Origin of the sequence: Neobacillus niacini, assembly GCF_031456445.1 — a bacterium.
Taxonomy (GTDB): Bacteria; Bacillota; Bacilli; order Bacillales; family Cytobacillaceae; genus Neobacillus; species Neobacillus niacini_I.
In genome coordinates this window covers 1-17,996 of sequence record NZ_JAVDUQ010000027.1, presented here as the reverse complement: position 1 = coordinate 17,996, position 17,996 = coordinate 1, and the positions used below count along the sequence as shown (strand labels likewise).

General features: G+C 40.1%; 17 protein-coding genes and 1 tRNA gene. 1 reads left to right on the top strand and 17 read right to left on the bottom strand.

Translation table 11 applies throughout. The features are described from left to right. Window positions 1-3: 3 nt before the first annotated feature. Entirely contained in the window at window positions 4-837 is an 834-nt protein-coding gene (gene ccsA / locus J2Y67_RS19235; protein ID WP_310176577.1) for a cytochrome c biogenesis protein CcsA, read from the bottom strand. A gap of 11 nt (window positions 838-848) precedes the next feature. Further along, window positions 849-2,192 carry a glutamyl-tRNA reductase gene (hemA, locus tag J2Y67_RS19230; protein ID WP_310176573.1) on the bottom strand — a complete coding sequence of 448 codons (1,344 nt, stop codon included), beginning with the start codon at window positions 2,190-2,192 and terminating at the stop codon, window positions 849-851. A 215-nt stretch (window positions 2,193-2,407) separates the two neighbouring features. On the opposite strand from hemA, the gene J2Y67_RS19225 reads away from it, so the two are divergent. Beyond that, complete coding sequence (locus J2Y67_RS19225; protein WP_310176571.1) at window positions 2,408-2,896, top strand: LiaI-LiaF-like domain-containing protein; 489 nt, start codon at window positions 2,408-2,410, stop codon at window positions 2,894-2,896. Between the two features lie 154 nt (window positions 2,897-3,050). On the opposite strand, the gene yihA is transcribed toward J2Y67_RS19225, so the two are convergent. The 15 genes from yihA to J2Y67_RS19150 all read right to left on the bottom strand — a co-directional run bounded on the left by yihA (window position 3,051) and on the right by J2Y67_RS19150 (window position 17,908). Next, window positions 3,051-3,635, bottom strand: coding sequence for a ribosome biogenesis GTP-binding protein YihA/YsxC (gene yihA / locus J2Y67_RS19220; RefSeq protein WP_310176569.1), 585 nt, complete (start codon window positions 3,633-3,635; stop codon window positions 3,051-3,053). After that, window positions 3,632-5,959 (bottom strand): endopeptidase La, encoded by a 2,328-nt coding sequence (gene lon / locus J2Y67_RS19215; RefSeq protein WP_310176567.1) that lies wholly within the window; start codon window positions 5,957-5,959, stop codon window positions 3,632-3,634. Before lon ends, yihA begins: the two co-directional genes overlap by 4 nt. Window positions 5,960-6,163: 204 nt before the next feature. Beyond that, window positions 6,164-7,831 (bottom strand): ATP-dependent protease LonB, encoded by a 1,668-nt coding sequence (gene lonB / locus J2Y67_RS19210; RefSeq protein WP_310176566.1) that lies wholly within the window; start codon window positions 7,829-7,831, stop codon window positions 6,164-6,166. Between the two features lie 136 nt (window positions 7,832-7,967). Continuing rightward, a complete protein-coding gene (gene clpX / locus J2Y67_RS19205; protein ID WP_310176564.1) occupies window positions 7,968-9,224 on the bottom strand; it encodes an ATP-dependent protease ATP-binding subunit ClpX in 1,257 nt (418 codons plus the stop codon). Between the two features lie 409 nt (window positions 9,225-9,633). Beyond that, the gene (tig, locus tag J2Y67_RS19200) at window positions 9,634-10,911 is read right to left on the bottom strand and encodes a trigger factor (RefSeq protein WP_310176562.1); all 1,278 of its coding nucleotides are present in this window, start codon (window positions 10,909-10,911) and stop codon (window positions 9,634-9,636) included. A 164-nt stretch (window positions 10,912-11,075) separates the two neighbouring features. Continuing rightward, a complete protein-coding gene (locus tag J2Y67_RS19195; protein ID WP_310176560.1) occupies window positions 11,076-12,107 on the bottom strand; it encodes a tetratricopeptide repeat protein in 1,032 nt (343 codons plus the stop codon). A gap of 106 nt (window positions 12,108-12,213) precedes the next feature. Next, a tRNA-Arg gene (locus J2Y67_RS19190) sits at window positions 12,214-12,290 on the bottom strand. 95 nt (window positions 12,291-12,385) lie between these two features. Further along, window positions 12,386-12,916, bottom strand: a complete 531-nt coding sequence (locus J2Y67_RS19185; RefSeq protein WP_310176559.1) for a metallophosphoesterase — start codon at window positions 12,914-12,916, stop codon at window positions 12,386-12,388. Beyond that, the gene (locus tag J2Y67_RS19180) at window positions 12,916-13,524 is read right to left on the bottom strand and encodes an XTP/dITP diphosphatase (RefSeq protein ID WP_310176557.1); all 609 of its coding nucleotides are present in this window, start codon (window positions 13,522-13,524) and stop codon (window positions 12,916-12,918) included. Before J2Y67_RS19180 ends, J2Y67_RS19185 begins: the two co-directional genes overlap by 1 nt. Next, window positions 13,521-14,276 (bottom strand): ribonuclease PH, encoded by a 756-nt coding sequence (gene rph, locus J2Y67_RS19175; protein WP_310176555.1) that lies wholly within the window; start codon window positions 14,274-14,276, stop codon window positions 13,521-13,523. The genes J2Y67_RS19180 and rph overlap by 4 nt, the downstream gene beginning before the upstream one ends. Window positions 14,277-14,447: 171 nt before the next feature. Further along, the gene (locus tag J2Y67_RS19170) at window positions 14,448-15,506 is read right to left on the bottom strand and encodes a GerMN domain-containing protein (RefSeq protein ID WP_310176553.1); all 1,059 of its coding nucleotides are present in this window, start codon (window positions 15,504-15,506) and stop codon (window positions 14,448-14,450) included. Between the two features lie 136 nt (window positions 15,507-15,642). Further along, complete coding sequence (gene racE / locus J2Y67_RS19165; RefSeq protein WP_310176551.1) at window positions 15,643-16,437, bottom strand: glutamate racemase; 795 nt, start codon at window positions 16,435-16,437, stop codon at window positions 15,643-15,645. Between the two features lie 17 nt (window positions 16,438-16,454). Continuing rightward, window positions 16,455-16,904 carry a MarR family winged helix-turn-helix transcriptional regulator gene (locus J2Y67_RS19160; RefSeq protein ID WP_310176550.1) on the bottom strand — a complete coding sequence of 150 codons (450 nt, stop codon included), beginning with the start codon at window positions 16,902-16,904 and terminating at the stop codon, window positions 16,455-16,457. 187 nt (window positions 16,905-17,091) lie between these two features. After that, complete coding sequence (gerE, locus tag J2Y67_RS19155) at window positions 17,092-17,316, bottom strand: spore germination transcription factor GerE (RefSeq protein WP_026572264.1); 225 nt, start codon at window positions 17,314-17,316, stop codon at window positions 17,092-17,094. A 130-nt stretch (window positions 17,317-17,446) separates the two neighbouring features. Continuing rightward, window positions 17,447-17,908, bottom strand: a complete 462-nt coding sequence (locus tag J2Y67_RS19150; protein ID WP_310176684.1) for an acyl-CoA thioesterase — start codon at window positions 17,906-17,908, stop codon at window positions 17,447-17,449. Window positions 17,909-17,996 lie beyond the last annotated feature (88 nt).

Sequence of the window (17,996 nt, the reverse complement as noted above, 5' to 3'; positions counted from 1 at the left end):
AAATTACGAGTACCACAAATGAAATGATGATAATCGACCAAATAAGAAAAAGTTTATTAACACGATTAAAAAGGATGCGACATTCCACAAGGCTAAATTTTTCCCATGGATGTTTTTTACAGTCCGTAAATATAAAAAGATGCTATAGGCTGTCAGCAATAAAAACGACCCGATGATTTTCATATCATACCAATCCATCCCCGGAAGCTTAAGAAACGCCCACTGCAGCCCTAAAATCAAACCTAATAAAAGCATTGGAACACCAATAATCGCAAATATGTATGACAGTCTTTCCAGTTTTTCCAAATCTGCAAGCCTTAATAATCTCTTGCCCCATTTCTTTCGTTTCAATAAATCATATTGAAGCAAATATAACAAAGAGAAGACGAATGATAATGAAAAGGCCCCATATGAGAGGATCGCCATCGTGATATGAATCAGCAGCAATTCAGAAACCAGCCGATTTGCCATGACATGAGAATGATACTGCATCGGGGCAAAAGTATGAATCGCCATGACGATAAAGCCAAGGATATTGGTAAAAAAGACAATAAAGTCAATCCGTAAAAAACGATTGATCCCAAGTGATAATGTGACTAATACCCAGGCATAAAAATAAAGCCCCTCAAAGATCGTGAGTACAGGGAACCTTCCTGTTTTAATCATATAGAAAAATAAAAAGATGGTTTGCAAAACCCATACAAACGCAAGTAACCAGAAGGCAATACGGTTTGCCTTCCGGTTATGGTGAATGAAGTCGAAAAAATATAACAACACACTGAAGGCATATAGAACAACGGTAAATTCGTGCAGCCTTGTCATAAAGACACTAAACATCGAACGGCCCCTTAGACTTCAAAGGCAGCCCGCATTTTAGAAACAGGTGAAGGATTCGACTCGGCTGCTTTCAATTGTTGTTCCATTGCAAGCTCTTCAATATTAAATATTTGTTTAAATAACGCCATCGCCTGTTCCGCATCTGGTCTTGCAGCCAATTCTTTTGCCTGTAAAATTGGATCTTTTAAGAGCTGATTAATAATGCTCTTTGTATGCTTATTTAATACTTTTATTTCACGGTCGGTTAAGTTTGGAAGCTTTCGTTCCAAGCTAACCATTGTTTCTGCCTGAATCGCAAGGGCCTTTTCCCTAAGAGCTGAAATGACCGGTACTACACCAAGCGTGCCAAGCCACTGCTTGAATTCAACAATTTCTTTTTCAATCATCAGCATGATTTTTTCAGCAGCTTTTTTGCGTTCCTGCAGGTTCGCTTCCACAATGCCCTCTAAATCATCGATATCGTATAAGAAGACATTTTCAAGCTCAGCAATTTGCGGGTCCAAATCACGCGGCACGGCAATATCGACCATAAATAACGGCTTGCCCTTCCGTGCTTTTTCGACCTTGGCCATCATCGATTTTGTAATCACAAAATCTTTTGCCCCTGTTGAGCTGATTAAAATATCTGCTTCGATTAGTGCTTTTTGAAGTTCTTCAAGTGCTCTTGCCTCACCGCCGAATCGTGTCGCAAGCTCTTGTGCTTTTTCAAATGTACGGTTAATGACCGTTACTTTTTTAACACCATTTCCGTGAAGGTTCTGGGCTGCTAATTCACCCATTTTCCCCGCACCAAAAATTAAAATATGCTTCCCTGATAGAGAACCAAAGATTTTCTTCGCTAACTCTACTGCTGCATAACTGACCGATACAGCATTTGCCCCAATATCGGTTTCAGAATGCCCTCGTTTTGCAACCGTGACTGCTTGTTTAAATAAGTGGTTGAACACAGTGCCTGTAATGTTTTCTTCTTGTGCCAGCTTAAAGCTTGTGCGTACCTGTCCAAGAATCTGGGTTTCCCCTAAAACCATGGAATTCAATCCGCATGTTACATTAAATAGATGTTCCACTGCACCATCTTCTTCATACACAAATAAATACGGAGAAAACTCCGTTTGATCAAGTCCGAACCATTCTGATAGAAATTCCTTTATATAGTAGCGGCCTGTATGTAATTGATCGACAACCGCATAAATTTCCGTTCGATTACATGTAGAAAGGATGATGTTTTCCAGGATGCTTTTCTTTGCGTTTAATTTTTTCATGGCATCCACAAGATCGGATGGATTAAAGGTCAACCGCTCACGGATTTCTACAGGGGCAGTTTTATAATTTACACCGATCACTAATATATGCATTGATTAAGACACCCCCAAGTAGGATTGCAAATTTGTCTAGTATGATTATACCACGAGTAAATTGTTTATTTACCCAAAAATGTGAACAGAAAATGAAACTATATGATATGATTATGAATTGAATAAGGAGTCTTTTTCGACAAATTCCTTCCTTATGTACAGTATCAAAAAAATGAACGATATTCAAGTGAACCTTTCTGGAAGAGGTGGTTTAAATGAAAAATCAACGAATTTTTCCTGGAATTATTCTGATTGGCTTTGGAGCCTATTTCTTACTACAGCAATCCCATATCACTCTTTTTAAACAATTCTACACGTGGCCAACCCTTCTCCTTATTATTGGTGCTGCCTTTCTTGGTCAGGGCTATACCGCAAAAGACCATGAAGGAATTCTTCCCGGGGTCATTATGTTTGGATTTGGATTGCATTTTCATTTTGTCGGCCATGTTTCCTTTTGGCCGAATAACACAATTGGAATGTTAATGCTAATCATTTCGTTAGGGTTTTTCCTTCGGTTTCAAAAAGCGAATACAGGATTATTTCAAGCCTTTTTATTTTTATTTTTAGCTGTTTTACTTTTGTTCTATGATAAAATTGCCGGATATCTTGGATTTGTGCAAAACGGTTTAACGTTTGTAGGGAAATTTTGGCCCGTCCTATTAATGATTGTTGGTATTTATTTTATACTGAAACGAAAAAAATAAACGCCTGGCATCGACGCCTGGCGTTTATTTTTTTGTCTAGCTCCAGCGCCTAGCCCCTCTAGGTTGCTTCGGCCCTGGCGATGAAGTCAAAGAACAACTTCACCACCAGGGCCTCCAGCACTTGTCGGGGCTGAACAAGGCGCTTCCGCTTTTCTTATCCCATATAGCTTTGCAGCAGTGTCCAGACCTGATCTTTTCCTAAACCAGTTTCTGATGAAAAAAGCACAATATGGTCATTTGGATCAAGATCCAAGGTTTCACGAGTTACCTTTAAATGCTTTTGCCATTTCCCTTTTGGGATTTTATCCGCCTTCGTGGCAATAATGATACACGGGATTTCATAATGCTTTAAAAAATCATACATCATCATATCGTCCTGTGTCGGCGGATGCCTTAGGTCTACAATTAACACAACAGCTTTTAATTGCTCCCGAGAGGTTAAATAGGTTTCAATCATTTTCCCCCAGGCAGCCCGCTCCGTTTTCGAAACCTTGGCATAGCCATAACCAGGAACATCAACGAAATGGAGCACCTCGTTTATTATGAAAAAGTTTAAGGTTTGTGTTTTTCCAGGCTTGGAAGAAATTCTTGCTAAAGCTTTTCGCCCTAGCATTCGATTAATAAAAGATGATTTTCCTACATTGGAACGCCCCGCTAAGGCGAATTCCGGTATATCTGTTTCAGGATATTGTTCCGGCTTTACAGCACTGATCACAATATCCGCACTTGTTACTTTCATTTTACGACTCCTTCAAGCAAAGCATGTTTCAATACTTCATCCACATGGGATACAAGTACAAACTCAATATCATTTCGAATACTTTCCGGTATTTCATCAATATCCTTTTCATTATCCTTCGGTAGAATAACCTTTGTTAAACCGGCTCTGTGGGCGCTTAAGGTTTTCTCTTTCAATCCGCCAATTGGGAGGACTCGTCCTCGTAACGTGATTTCTCCTGTCATCCCGACTTCACGGCGAATGGGTCTGCCGGATAAGGCTGACACAAGAGCAGTGGCAATGGTAATCCCTGCTGATGGCCCGTCTTTCGGAACGGCACCTTCCGGAACATGGATATGGATATCATATTTTTCATGGAAATCTTCCTCGATGCCTAGTTCCTTCGCCTTCGAACGAACATAACTGAATGCAGCCTGCGCCGACTCCTTCATAACATCACCGAGTTTACCTGTTAAAACTAGCTTGCCTTTCCCCGGTGCCAAGGAAACTTCAATTTGCAGCGTATCTCCGCCGACGGTTGTATACGCTAATCCGGTTGCAACGCCCACCTGGTCTTCCGCTTCCGCTTGCCCATAACGGAATCTTGGTTTGCCTAAAAATTCCTCGACGTTTTTCTCCGTAATAATGACTCGTTTTTTCTCACCGGAAACAACGATTTTAGCTGTTTTCCGGCAAAGGGTTGCCATTTGCCGTTCAAGACTCCGTACCCCTGCTTCACGTGTATAATAACGGACGACTTTTAAAATCGCATCATCACGTACCTGGAGAATTCCCTTGGAAAGTCCATTTTCTTTAATCTGCTTTGGTAACAGATGGTCTCTTGTAATATGAACCTTTTCAAGTTCCGTATAGCCTGCGATCGTAATGATTTCCATCCTGTCTAAAAGCGGACCTGGAATGGTCGATAGATTATTGGCAGTAGCAATAAACATGACTTTTGATAAATTATAAGTCTCTTCAATATAATGGTCGCTAAAATTATGGTTTTGCTCAGGATCCAGCACTTCAAGCATCGCCGCAGAAGGATCACCGCGGAAGTCGCTTGACATTTTGTCGATTTCATCAAGTAAAAAGACCGGATTAATCGTGCCTGCCTTTTTCATTCCTTGAATGATTCTTCCCGGCATAGCCCCGACATATGTTCTTCTATGACCGCGGATTTCCGATTCATCACGGACACCGCCAAGGGAAATCCGGACAAAATTACGATTTAGCGAAGTGGCAATCGATCTTGCCAGACTGGTTTTCCCTACTCCTGGAGGTCCAGCTAAACAGAGAATCGGACCTTTTAACGAATTGGTCAGTTTTTGAACAGCTAAATACTCGAGCACCCGCTCTTTTACTTTTTCAAGGCCATAATGATCTTCATTTAAAATTCGTTCGGCACGATTGATATCAATATCATCATCCGTTTTCTTCGACCATGGAATCGAAATTAACCATTCGATATAATTGCGAATAACAGCACTTTCAGCAGAGCTGGACGGAACTTTTTCGTAGCGGTCTAATTCTTTAAATGCCGTTTGTTTGACATGATCCGGCATTCCAATCTTTTCAATTTTTTCGGTAAGCTCGGCAACCTCTCCGGTTTTACCTTCTTTATCGCCCAACTCTTTTTGAATGGCCTTCATCTGTTCACGTAAATAATACTCTTTTTGCGTTCTCTCCATTGAGCGTTTTACCCGCTGGCCAATTTTCTTTTCAAGATTAAGGACTTCTTTTTCATTATGGATGATATCGACAACAAGGTTCATCCGTTCCTTTACCTCAATTGTTTCAAGGATCGTCTGCTTATCTTTCAATTTAATTGGCAAATGAGAGGCGATAATATCTGCCATTCTTCCCGGTTCTTCAATATCGGTTACAGATGCAAAAGTTTCAGCAGAGATTTTTTTCGATAACTTTATGTATTGCTCGAAATAATCAAGCATGGTTCTCATCAAGGCCTGATCTTCCACATCTTTTGTCTCGGGATCATCGTATGTTTGGATGGTTACTGCATAATAATCATCTTCATCATGAAAAGTTACGATTTCAGCCCTGTTCAGCCCTTCCACCAATACGCGGATAGTCCCATTTGGAAGCTTCAGCATTTGCTTCACCTTTGTCAAAGTTCCAATCTTATATATGTCCTCTTCCAAAGGCTCATCTATTGACACATCTTTTTGGGTTGTTAAAAAAATTAAGTGGTCATCTACCATCGCTTTTTCAAGGGCTTGAACCGATCTTTCCCGTCCTACATCTAAGTGAAGGACCATTGTCGGATAAACAAGCAGCCCCCGAAGCGGCAGGAGGGGGACGATTATTTCATTATTTTTCGCCAAAATACTGCACCTCCAAAAATCAATATCTCCATTTGTGAATTAGAATTCATCTTTGTACAATTCTATCCTATTTAAAAAAAAGTGTCTAATATAAGCTAAGGAAAGTCTGAATTCAATAGTTCTATTTTCCCCAATCATTTCGATTTCTTCCATACCAATAAAAAACTTCGGTTTGTTTTTCGTTTACAAACCGAAGTTTATTTTTCATATAGATTCTTTCTTTGAAAGTTCAATCGATGCAGGAATTACCTTGTTTCGGGCAATGCCATTTACTAAGGCAATCTCAAACACTTCATGTAAATGAGTGACCGGAACGATATTGATTCCATCAATTTCATTTAAAATCGACTGCATGTTTTCTTCCGGTATAATGACCGTTTCCGCACCGGCCTTTTTCGCGGCCTTCACCTTTGGATAGACACCGCCAATTGGTTTGACATTTCCATGAATGCTAATTTCCCCGGTCATAGCTACCTTATTGTCGATTGGAATTTTATAAATGGCGGAATAAATCCCGGTTGCCATCGCAATACCCGCCGACGGACCGTCAATTGGAACTCCTCCTGGGAAATTCACATGAATATCAAAGTCATCTGCAGGAACTCCCATCGATCGTAATACGGTAATTACATTTTCAATCGAACCGCGGGCCATACTTTTGCGGCGAATCGATTTGCCTTGACCACCAATACTTTCCTCTTCTACAATCCCAGTAATATTAATCGAACCCTTATCCTTTGCCGGAATGACCGTAACTTCTATTTCCAGTAATGCTCCTGAATTAGGTCCATAAACAGCAAGTCCATTTACAAGACCAATATGGGAAATCTCATTAATTTTTCTTTCCATACGCGGTGACATTTGACTGGAATGAATCACCCATTCAATATCCTCATCTTTTAAAAAGTCTCGATCCTCTTGTATGGCGAGACCGGCTGCAATTTGAACTAAATTAACCGCTTCGCGTCCGTTTCTTGCATAGTTGGAAAGTGTTTCAACACCGTTTTCACTTATCGAGAGCTTCACTTTATCTGCAGCTTTTTTTGAAACTAAACTAATTTCCTCCTGACTTAATTCACGGAAGAACACTTCCATACAGCGTGATCGAATTGCCGGAGGAATTTCATTCGGTGTCCGTGTTGTTGCTCCAATTAAGCGGAAATCGGCAGGAAGTCCATTTTTAAAAATATCATGGATGTGAGTCGGGATTTGATTATTTTCCTCATGATAATAGGCACTTTCCAGAAAAACCTTCCGATCCTCTAACACCTTTAACAATTTATTCATTTGGATCGGATGCAATTCACCAATTTCATCAATAAATAATACACCGCCATGTGCATTTGTTACTGCGCCTTGTTTTGGCTGTGGAATTCCGGCCTGTCCCATCGCCCCAGCCCCTTGATATATCGGGTCATGAACAGAACCAATTAACGGGTCGGCAATTCCTCGTTCATCAAAACGAGCGGTTGTCGCATCCAGTTCAATAAAAACAGATGCAGGTTTGAATGGTGATTTGCTATTTTTTTTCGCTTCTTCAAGAACTAAGCGGGCGGCAGCTGTTTTACCTACTCCCGGCGGTCCGTAAATAATGACATGCTGTGGATTGGGACCGCATAATGCCGCTTTTAATGATTTAATTCCATCCTCCTGCCCAACAATATCTTTAAAGCTGGTAGGACGTACTTTTTCAGATAATGGTTCCGTTAAAGAAATGGACCTCATTTTGCGAAGCTGTTCCATTTCCTTTCTTGATTCTCTATCGATGGAGACCTTCTGTGTTCGCTGATTTCTAAGCAAATTCCAAAAATATAGTCCAATAATGATTCCAAAAAAGAGCTGTATAAATAAGGCTATCCCCGTCCAACTCATACTATCCCCTCCTGCAGATTAATTCTGATAGATATCTTCAGTATTTCCTGCGATTGAGTGGAATAAACCACAAAATGTATGGTTTGGTAAGAAAAAAAGAACCTGACTTCTGCCAGGTCCTTTGTTTCTTTTTTAATTAAGCTGATTTTTCGTTCGCAACTGTACCGTCCTCTAGGATCAATTTCGGTTCGCTGTTATCTATAACTGTTTCCTTCGTAATGATGCACTTGGTGATATCATCCCTTGATGGAAGATCAAACATGACATCAAGCATGATTCCTTCAATAATAGAACGTAAGCCGCGGGCACCTGTTTTTCGTTCAATCGCTTTTTTCGCAATTTCTACTAGGGCGCCTTCTTCGAATTCAAGATTTACATCATCAATCTCAAGCATTTTTTGGTATTGTTTCACCAAAGCATTCTTCGGCTTCGTTAAAATTTCAATTAATGCCCCTTCATCTAATTGCTCAAGGCTTGCGATAACAGGCAAACGTCCGATAAATTCCGGAATTAAGCCAAAGCGAAGCAAGTCCTCAGGCAATACTTTAGAAAGAAGCTCTTTTTGTCCAATTTCTTGGGTCTTCACATCTGAGCCGAATCCAATGACTTTTTGCCCTAAACGGCGTTTAATGATTGGTTCGATACCATCAAAGGCACCACCACAAATAAAGAGAATATTCGTTGTATCAATTTGGATAAATTCTTGGTGCGGATGTTTTCTGCCGCCTTGTGGAGGAACACTTGCAACCGTACCTTCAAGAATTTTTAATAATGCTTGCTGAACGCCTTCACCGGAAACATCTCTTGTAATCGATGGGTTTTCCGATTTACGGGCAATTTTGTCGATTTCGTCGATATAAATGATGCCTTTTTCTGCTTTTTCAACATCATAATCTGCAGCCTGGATTAGTTTAAGCAAAATATTTTCAACGTCTTCACCGACATATCCAGCTTCGGTCAAAGAAGTCGCATCTGCAATCGCAAATGGTACGTTAAGAATGCGCGCTAATGTTTGTGCTAAAAGCGTTTTCCCGCTACCAGTTGGTCCAATCATACAAATATTACTTTTTGCAAGCTCAACATCATCAATTTTACTATTGGAATTAATCCGCTTATAGTGATTATAAACGGCTACCGACAATGATTTCTTGGCCTGATCCTGACCGATGACATATTCATCAAGAATTTCACAGATTTCTTTTGGCTTTGGAACATCTTTAAATTCTACTTCTTCTTCTGTTCCAAGTTCTTCCTCCACAATCTCTGTACAAAGCTCGATACACTCATCACATATATAAACTCCTGGACCCGCAACCAGCTTTCGAACTTGATCCTGTGTTTTACCACAGAAGGAACATTTTAATTGCCCTTTTTCATCATTAAATTTAAACAATCTTTTCACCCCTTGATACTTGTTGTCAACCATTTTTTAAAGCTGCGAATCCCAAATAAATCCGAATCTTTTTTCTTCTATTTTTAGTGGTATGTATTGCATTGTAACACATGAAGCCGATGGACTGGAAATAAAAAGCCTTATGTTTTCTACTGATAAATTTACTGGGATCCGCCATCAAAACAGAAACTTATGTACCCATTAAGCATAACCATAATTTTAAAAAATCAACCTTAAATCTGTTTGGTTTAATTTAATTCGCTATGTAATTCCTTTTTTCCTGCCCATCTGCAAAAATGTTTAAAGCTTTTAGGGAGTTAATAAAAAGGTTTCCCTACCCCCATTATAATATGTAATGGATAAAATGTATAAAACAAGGCACGATGGAATCGTGCCTTGCCGAAATTAATTATTTTTTGTTTTCAACAAGAAAGTCAACTGCTTTTTTAAGCTGAAGATCCGCTTGAATTCCTTCAACGCCGCCAAGTGCTGCTTTGATGTTGTCAACTGTCATGTTGTACATGCCAGCCATTTTTTCAAGCTCAGCATTAACGTCCTCATCAGTTGCTTCAAGATTTTCTGCCTTTGCGATGGCTTCAAGCGTTAAGTTTACACGTACACGCTTTTCAGCTTCTTCTTTCATTTGCTCGCGAAGGGCATTTTCATCTTGACCTGAGAATTGGAAGTAAAGCTCAAGGTTCATACCTTGCATTTGCAGACGTTGCTCAAATTCTTGAAGCATACGGTTTACTTCGTTGTCGACCATAACAGCCGGAATTTCGACTTCAGCATTTTCAGCCGCTTTTTCCACTACTGTATCACGTAGGTGATGTTCAGCTTCATGCTTTTTGCTGTCTTCTAAACGAGTTTTGATTTTTTCTTTTAATGCATCCAATGTTTCAACTTCTTCATCTACATCTTTTGCAAACTCGTCATCTAATGCTGGAAGTTCTTTTCCTTTAATTTCGTGAACAGTTACTTTGAATACTGCTGGCTTACCTGCAAGCTCTGCAGCGTGGTATTCTTCAGGGAAAGACACTTCTACGTCTTTTGATTCGCCGGCAGCAACTCCTACAAGCTGCTCTTCAAAGCCAGGAATGAAAGAGTCTGAACCTAACTCAAGTGAGTGGTTTTCAGCTTTTCCGCCTTCAAATGCTTCACCATCAACGAATCCTTCAAAGTCAATGACAACAGTATCGCCGTTTTCAGCTTTACCTTCTTCTTTAACCACAAGCTCAGCTTGACGGTTTTGAAGTGTTTCTAATTCTTTTTGTACGTCTTCATCTGTTACATTTGTGTCAAGTTCTTCTACTTCTAAGCCTTTGTACTCGCCTAATTTTACTTCAGGCTTTACTGTAACAGTAGCTTTGAAGATAAGTTCTTTTCCCTTTTCCATTTGTTCGATATCGATATCAGGACGATCAACTGGCTCGATGCCTGTTTCATCGATTGCACTTCCATATGCTTCTGGAAGAATGATATCTAAAGCATCTTGATAAAGTGCTTCAACGCCAAAGCGCTTTTCAAACATTCCACGAGGCATTTTCCCTTTACGGAATCCTGGAACATTTACTTGTTTAACGACTTTTTGGAATGCTGCGTCTAATCCTTTGCTAACCTCTTCGGCACTTACTTCAACTGTAAGAACACCGCGGTTTCCTTCTAATTTTTCCCACTTAGCTGTCATACCGTTTTTTCCCTCCAACATCTATTCTCATTTCATTCGTAACGAATTGTATGAATATGTCTTGTTCTATCAAGTCATTATCCACTTTTGTTGTAAAATATCAATTTTTACAGAATGCGACCCCTACATTATAACATAGGATCTATTTCTTTCAACAGCACAGCCTAAAAATTGGGGTAAGAAATTTCTTCTATTTCCCGTATTTTAACGATTGCTAGACTGATCTCTTTGCTAGAAACACCGTAATCTTCCGCTCTATCAATTATTTCTGCATCGTTTCCCATATATTCCTCTGCCAGAATATGAAAAGCAGCCGCCCATGCACCAGGGTTTTCCGGCTCCAGCTCGAAAGGATAGCTGATAAAAAAGATTCGTTCTACCATACCTCTTATATCTGCCAATAAAACCGGATTGTTATTTTCTAAACGATCTTCTAAATGTTCTATTATTTTTTTCATCTTGGGTTGAGTATGGACTTCAGGTAAATGTGTTGGAATAATCTTTATGACTTGATGAAATTTTTGAATCTCCATTTCCTTGTCATATTCCTGCTCTTTTAAAAGAGTTAGTAATGTTGTTTTAAAAAAGGACTGCCCTGTTTCGGCAATTAAATAGTCTTTAATTTCCTCTATATAGGGTCTAATGTTTCTCTCCGCCAGTTTGGATAGGAGCAGCATTTGTTCGGTTGTGTTTTGCAAGGAAAAAAGGTTCAGACTTTTGTTCATCGGGCCGTTTTCTTCCGGATCGACATTTTCCACATCTGCTTGATTCTGTTCAGCCATCCTTCTGCTAAATTGCAGGATGGTAAGAAAATGATCATGTTTGTCAGGTGGTATTTCTTTTTCATCCATTAGGGCTTCAATTGTCGAAACGATTTCTTGATATTCGTGAAGCTGGATAAGTATAGTCAAATATAAATCGACCATCTGAAAATAATCGCCGATGCCTTTTAGTAAAAGTTCGCTCGCAAGTTTTTTTGCTTTGCGGAAGGCACCTGCTTCAAAATAAGCCAGGACTAATCCCATTAGTACATCGCTATTCTCGGGGTCAAGTTCCTTCGCCTCTTCTAAAAGACCGATGGCGTCTTCATACTTTTTCAATTGCAGGCTTTCTAGGCCCTTTTCCGTTAATCGCTGTTCAAGTCCGGGAAAGAAGATCACATTCTCTTTTCTTTTAACTCGTTCCCGTTTTTTCATAGGCTTACCGTCCTTAAGGTTGATGAAAATTAGTTTAGCACGAATGAGGCAAAAAACAAAAAAACTCACCTTTTTCTGGGTGAGTAAAGTTCATTTGGTATGTAGATGGCGTCCCAGGAGAGATTCGAACTCCCGACCGTACGCTTAGAAGGCGTATGCTCTATCCGGCTGAGCTACTGGGACGTAGTCAATTATCAAAGACAAGATTTATTATATAGTTCTAAAATATAAAAGTCAATAATAAATTTACTGTTTTTTTAAAGCAAGAAATGGGGAGATCATACTCCCCATTCTCTCTTCGGCAATGTAAATTCATAAGCTAAATCGGCTAGTTCACGCCCGTTCAATTCAAAAACAGTCATCTTAATTTTTTCAGCAGCTAGTTCAAGAATAACGTACGTTTTTTCAAAGCGCTCCCGGGGCAGGCGAAGACTCCCAGGGTTCACAAACAGCGTTCCGCCAACGACTTCCGCCCCTAATATATGGGAATGTCCAAAACAAACAATATCGGCGTTTACCTCTTGGGCCTTATACTTTAAATTCATTAAAGAAGACTTTACCGAATACTTATGCCCGTGGGTCACGAAAATTTTCCGGTCATTCATCTCTTCCATCACTTCTAAAGGATAACCGCCAAAATCACAATTCCCTAATACGGTGACAAACCCTGAAATCGCTTGGTCATCCGGCATTAACTGCGAATCCCCGCAATGGATCATTAAATCGACATCCTTCATATGTCTGTCCCGAACCATTTCAAGCTCTTTACCCATTCCATGGCTATCACTGACAATCAAAATTTTGCTCATTATTGATCCGCTCTTTTTAAAATGGAATCAAGTACCGTATCAAGTTTCTTTAAAGCGTTGGCGCGGTGGCTGATTTTATTTTTCGCCTCTGAAGGCAGCTCGGCCATAGCAAGTCCCAAATCCGGAACATAGAAAATTGGATCATAACCAAAGCCATGAGTCCCTTTTCTTTCCGTTAAAATCCGTCCCTCACACGTTCCCGAAACGGTCATGGTTTCTTGATTCGGCACCGCTACAGCGAGTGCACAATAAAATCTTGCCGTCCTCTCTTCCTCAGGAACACCATTTAACTCAGAAAGAACTTTATCAATATTGTCTTGATCGTTTTTATGTTCTCCAGCGTATCGGGCTGAATAGATTCCAGGTTTGCCTTCCAGTGCGTCTACAATCAAACCGGAATCGTCCCCAATGACCATTTTATTCAATGCATTTGAGATCGCTTCCGCTTTTAGGATGGCATTGGCTTCAAAAGTCGTTCCCGTTTCTTCAACATCAGGGATTTCGGAAAAATCTAATAAGGTTTTAACTTCGATTCCCCTTTTGGCAAAAATACTCTCAAACTCTCTTGCTTTTCCGGGGTTTTTAGTAGCAATAATAACTTCTCTCATTTTTTCTTTCTTCTTTCTTCAATTTTTTCTGTTATATCTCCGCCAAGTGCGATTTTTTGGTACTCAAACAGCTCGCTCAAACCGGCTTGTGCTGCACTTAGTAATTCTTGAAGCTGGTTATAGGAGAAGGTAGATTCCTCTCCAGTACCTTGCAATTCTACAAACTCGCCGCTTCCGGTCATAACCACATTCATGTCAACCATTGCACTGGAATCCTCCGGATAATTTAAATCCAGGATGGTTGTGTTATCTTCTAAAATTCCCACACTAGTTGCGGCTAAGAAATCAGTAATGGGGAATTTTATCGCTCTTTTTTCGGCTAATGCATTTAAGGCAAGTGTCATCGCGACAAACGCCCCTGTGATGGAAGCGGTACGGGTGCCGCCATCAGCCTGAATGACATCACAATCGATCCATACTGTTTTTTCACCCAAAGCCGGTAAATCAACGATTGCCCTTAAGGCACGGCCAATCAGCCGCTGAATTTCCATTGTCCGCCCAGAGACTTTCCCTTTCGAAGATTCTCTGATGTTCCTTGATTCCGTTGCCCTTGGAAGCATTGAATATTCCGCTGTGATCCAGCCCTTGCCTTCTCCTCTCATAAAGTGCGGAACCCTGTCTTCGATTGTAGCAGTACAAATCACCTTTGTATCTCCTACAGAAATGAGCACCGAGCCTTCCGGATGCTTTAAATAGTTTGTTTCAATATGTATGGGTCTTAACTGTATTGGTTCACGTCCATCTACACGCACTAAACCTTCCTCCTTCATGATCAAGCTTTCCCCAGTAGCCAACCAAAGTATCTGACAAATAGAAAAGCGGAAGCGCCTTGGCTAAGGACGCTGGAGCCAGCCAAATAAAGAAGAGGCGGCGGGAAGCCAACCTCTTTTATGGTCACTATATAGTATAACAAATTTTTTTTTTTAAAAACTACCTGTATTTACTTTTTGCGGACGGGTTACCGGTTCAGCTATTTTTTTACCCTGGTCATTTTTGAGCTCTGTTTTCCCTTTTACCTCGATAGCCACTTTTTCAATTCCCGGCTGTTCTGTTAATGATAATACAAGACAGTTTAACAGCGACTGCGAAATCTCCTTTTCTTCAAAGCTTCCATAAATATTCTCATTAAAGTTCAATGTCACCTGTCCATTTTCTACCTTCGGTGCTTCAAGAAGTTTTGCATCAGACATAAATTCTGAAAGTAGGTTAGACTTCTGGCTTGGTCCTTCAATTAATTCATTTACAGCCGCGGTAATATTGTCGGTTATATTATTGCTAACGCGGCGTGTTACCGGCACGTAGTAGTATGAGCCTACTTTTTCACCGCCGATATAGTAAACGGTTACCGGTTTTGTATTGGTGATGTCCGTTACATCCGTTGTATCAATATTAATTCCAATGGATCTTGTTAAGTTTTCACTGATTGGCGTTCCGTTTACCGGCATTTCGGTTAATGGATGCCCGCTCATGGATAACTGCACAGACTTAACGGAGTCGAATTGGGTTAATGTCCAAGTGATGGACTGAAGAATTTTCAGCTCATCCTCAGGCTGATAGTTTTTAAATTCCTTAGAAAAGTCAACTTGGGCTACTCCGTCCTTAATGTTAACAGAGAGTGTGGTTTCTGCCGGGATGACTGCTCTAAATCCATTTGGAAGCATATCTTCAACTGGTCCGTTATCTACTAAGTATTCCATAGCCTGCGTTGCGGTAGAGGTCTTTTTCGGCAGAGCGATTGTTTGCGGCACTACATAGCCATTTTTATCGATGAGATATAGCTCTGTTTTAATGGTGTTTTGTGCATCTTCTGTTTTAGCCACCGTTTCTTTACTTTCCTTTTTGGAGTTGTCCATCGAAACGGATTTCGGCGGGTCGATTTTCTTTTCTGTTTCTGTACTAAACAAGCCACATCCAGATAAAAGAACGCTTGATGCAAACATAGCCGAAACAAGGATGACTGCTTTATTTGTATTTTTAGACATAAAATTCCCTCCCAAGACAGTTTGTACTACCATGTATACGAGCCTTCTGGGAATTTAGACCGTCTTCGAAAAAAAATTTGGACATTCTTTTAAAAAATCTTTAAAAAACAAAAGAGCCCCGAGAAGGAGCTCCATCTTATAATTTGATTTTTTGTACATTGTCCACCTGCATCGCCAGCCATTCAGAGGCGATTTTTGAAAAGATACCTCTTGAACCGGTTGTAAAAAACTCATGCTCCGGCTCGTCCTCAGATTCTTCGAGCAGGCTATTGTATTGAAGGATAGCGCTGATCTCTCTTGCAGTCTCATCACCGGAACTAATCACATTGACCTCAGGACCCATTACTTTTTTAATAAGCGGACCTAGCAGTGGATAATGAGTACATCCTAAAATTAATGTATCTAAATTTAAATTTAACATCGGCTGTAGGGATTGCGTAACTAGTTTTTCAGCAATCTCCCCATCGTATTCGCCGCTTTCCACCAACGGAACAAATTTGGGACAGGCATGGGCCTTTACAAACAGTCTGCTGTTTAACGATTTTAATGCCTTTTCGTAAGCACCGCTTTCTACGGTAACCTGGGTGCCGATAATGCCAACCCGATAGTTTTTCGTTCGCTTTATCGCGGCCCGTGCTCCTGGATAAATGACGCCAAGCACCGGAATTTTTAATTCCCTCCGTATTTCATCAAGGGCAACCGCTGTAGCCGTGTTGCAGGCAATCACCAGCATCTTAATCTGCTTTTCTAATAAAAAGGTTGTTAATTCCCAAGTGAATTTTTTAACTTCCTTTGTTGGTCTTGGTCCATAAGGACATCGTGCCGTATCTCCCAAATAAATGATTTTTTCATTTGGCAGCTGGCGCATGATCTCCTTTGCAACTGTTAAGCCGCCAACGCCGGAATCAATTACACCTATTGGTTGTTTCAAACTTCTCGCCTCATTTTTTACCGCATATCCTGATGCAATTTACTTAAATTGTTTTGGAGCACAAGAATCTCATCTGTTGTGAAATTTTTTAAGATTTCCTCCAAATACACTTGACGCTTTTTTATCACTTCATCAATAATTCTTTCGCCTTCCTCGAGCAGATGAATTCTCACTACTCGGCGATCATTCGGGTCTTTAACCCGGACAAGGAGTTGATTTTTCTCCATGCGATCAACTAAATCAGTAGTGGTGCTGCAGGCAAGAAACATTTTATTTGATAACTCACCAATTGTCATATCTCCATCTTCAAAAAGCCACTGCAGGGCAACAAACTGGGGAGGAGTAATTTTATAATTACTTAACATTTCTCTTCCTTTTTGTTTAATAATCCCGGATATGTACCGTAAATCTTTTTCGATATTCGCCACAATTTCCCCGTTCACTTTTTGTGAATTTTCGAGTTCCATGTATCATACACTCCTATAATATGCTTTCCCCTCAACTTAAAGCGCGCTTAACGATTTTGTTTCTTTAATACATTTAAGCTTGTATTTATTTTCTACTTTTTTCGAGGAAATTTCAAGCCGAAACATGAACCAATCATTTCCCTTTCAAAATATGAACCGGCCTCCTAAAAAAGGATGCCGGTCATAATTAAAGTTCTAGCTCTCCCATTCGAAGGAGCTCTACAACCGCTTGTGAACGCCCCTTAACACCAAGCTTTTGCATGGCATTGGAAATATGATTTCGAACCGTTTTTTCGCTTATAAATAATTCACCAGCGATTTCCTTCGTTGTTTTGTCCTGTACTAACAGTTCGAATACTTCTCGTTCGCGTTTGGTGAGTAATGGCTTGTGAGTATAATCATTCTCCTTCAAGTATTGTGACCCTCCTTGCCTTCGCCAGTTATGAACCGTGGGGTGGGTATATATTTAGTCACCATATCATATGTGAACTCCACAAATGTAGTGACTACAATTACTATCCGGAAATGATTTTGTTTCGCTATTATTTAACAATTATATGTTGAAGGAGCAGATTTCTCATCTCCTCTGTCCAGGGAACACCCTTTCCGATAGTTTTTGAGACTTGAACCAAGGTTCCTCTCCCTACAAATCCAACTGAACCATCCTCTTTCTTTCCCATATAATGAAGATCAACTGAGGAATTTCCCACTGAAGCGGCTTTTACATAAACTTTTAAATTTTCACCGAAAAAAATTTGCTGTAAAAAATCACATTGGAGATCGGCAACCACCGGGATCGTCTTACTTTCAGGGTTTACCCACTGATCCATAAATCCAATTGATTTCAAATATTCAGTCCGGGCCTCCTCAAAATAGACGAATGGGACCGTATTATTTAAATGTCCAAACATATCCGTTTCAGAAAACCTCACCCTGACGGGGAGATGATATTCAAATTCACCCTCCCATATATGAAAATCGTCAATGTAATTCGCTTTTGATATGCTCCCTCTAAAGTGGACAGATGAAAAAACAAAAATCTGTCGTTACTTTAGGGGGATTTTTTATGTCAAAGAGAAGTAAATATTCTGC

Coding starts and splice junctions, on each gene's coding strand:
- yihA (WP_310176569.1), bottom strand. CDS start 3,635: ATGAAAGTAACAAGTGCGGATATTGTGATCAGTGCTGTAAAGCCGGAA.
- J2Y67_RS19185 (WP_310176559.1), bottom strand. CDS start 12,916: ATGAGCAAAATTTTGATTGTCAGTGATAGCCATGGAATGGGTAAAGAG.
- hemA (WP_310176573.1), bottom strand. CDS start 2,192: ATGCATATATTAGTGATCGGTGTAAATTATAAAACTGCCCCTGTAGAA.
- ccsA (WP_310176577.1), bottom strand. CDS start 837: ATGTTTAGTGTCTTTATGACAAGGCTGCACGAATTTACCGTTGTTCTA.
- lonB (WP_310176566.1), bottom strand. CDS start 7,831: ATGAGTTGGACGGGGATAGCCTTATTTATACAGCTCTTTTTTGGAATC.
- J2Y67_RS19225 (WP_310176571.1), top strand. CDS start 2,408: ATGAAAAATCAACGAATTTTTCCTGGAATTATTCTGATTGGCTTTGGA.
- J2Y67_RS19170 (WP_310176553.1), bottom strand. CDS start 15,506: ATGTCTAAAAATACAAATAAAGCAGTCATCCTTGTTTCGGCTATGTTT.
- J2Y67_RS19180 (WP_310176557.1), bottom strand. CDS start 13,524: ATGAGAGAAGTTATTATTGCTACTAAAAACCCCGGAAAAGCAAGAGAG.
- J2Y67_RS19160 (WP_310176550.1), bottom strand. CDS start 16,904: ATGGAACTCGAAAATTCACAAAAAGTGAACGGGGAAATTGTGGCGAAT.
- tig (WP_310176562.1), bottom strand. CDS start 10,911: ATGACAGCTAAGTGGGAAAAATTAGAAGGAAACCGCGGTGTTCTTACA.
- J2Y67_RS19195 (WP_310176560.1), bottom strand. CDS start 12,107: ATGAAAAAACGGGAACGAGTTAAAAGAAAAGAGAATGTGATCTTCTTT.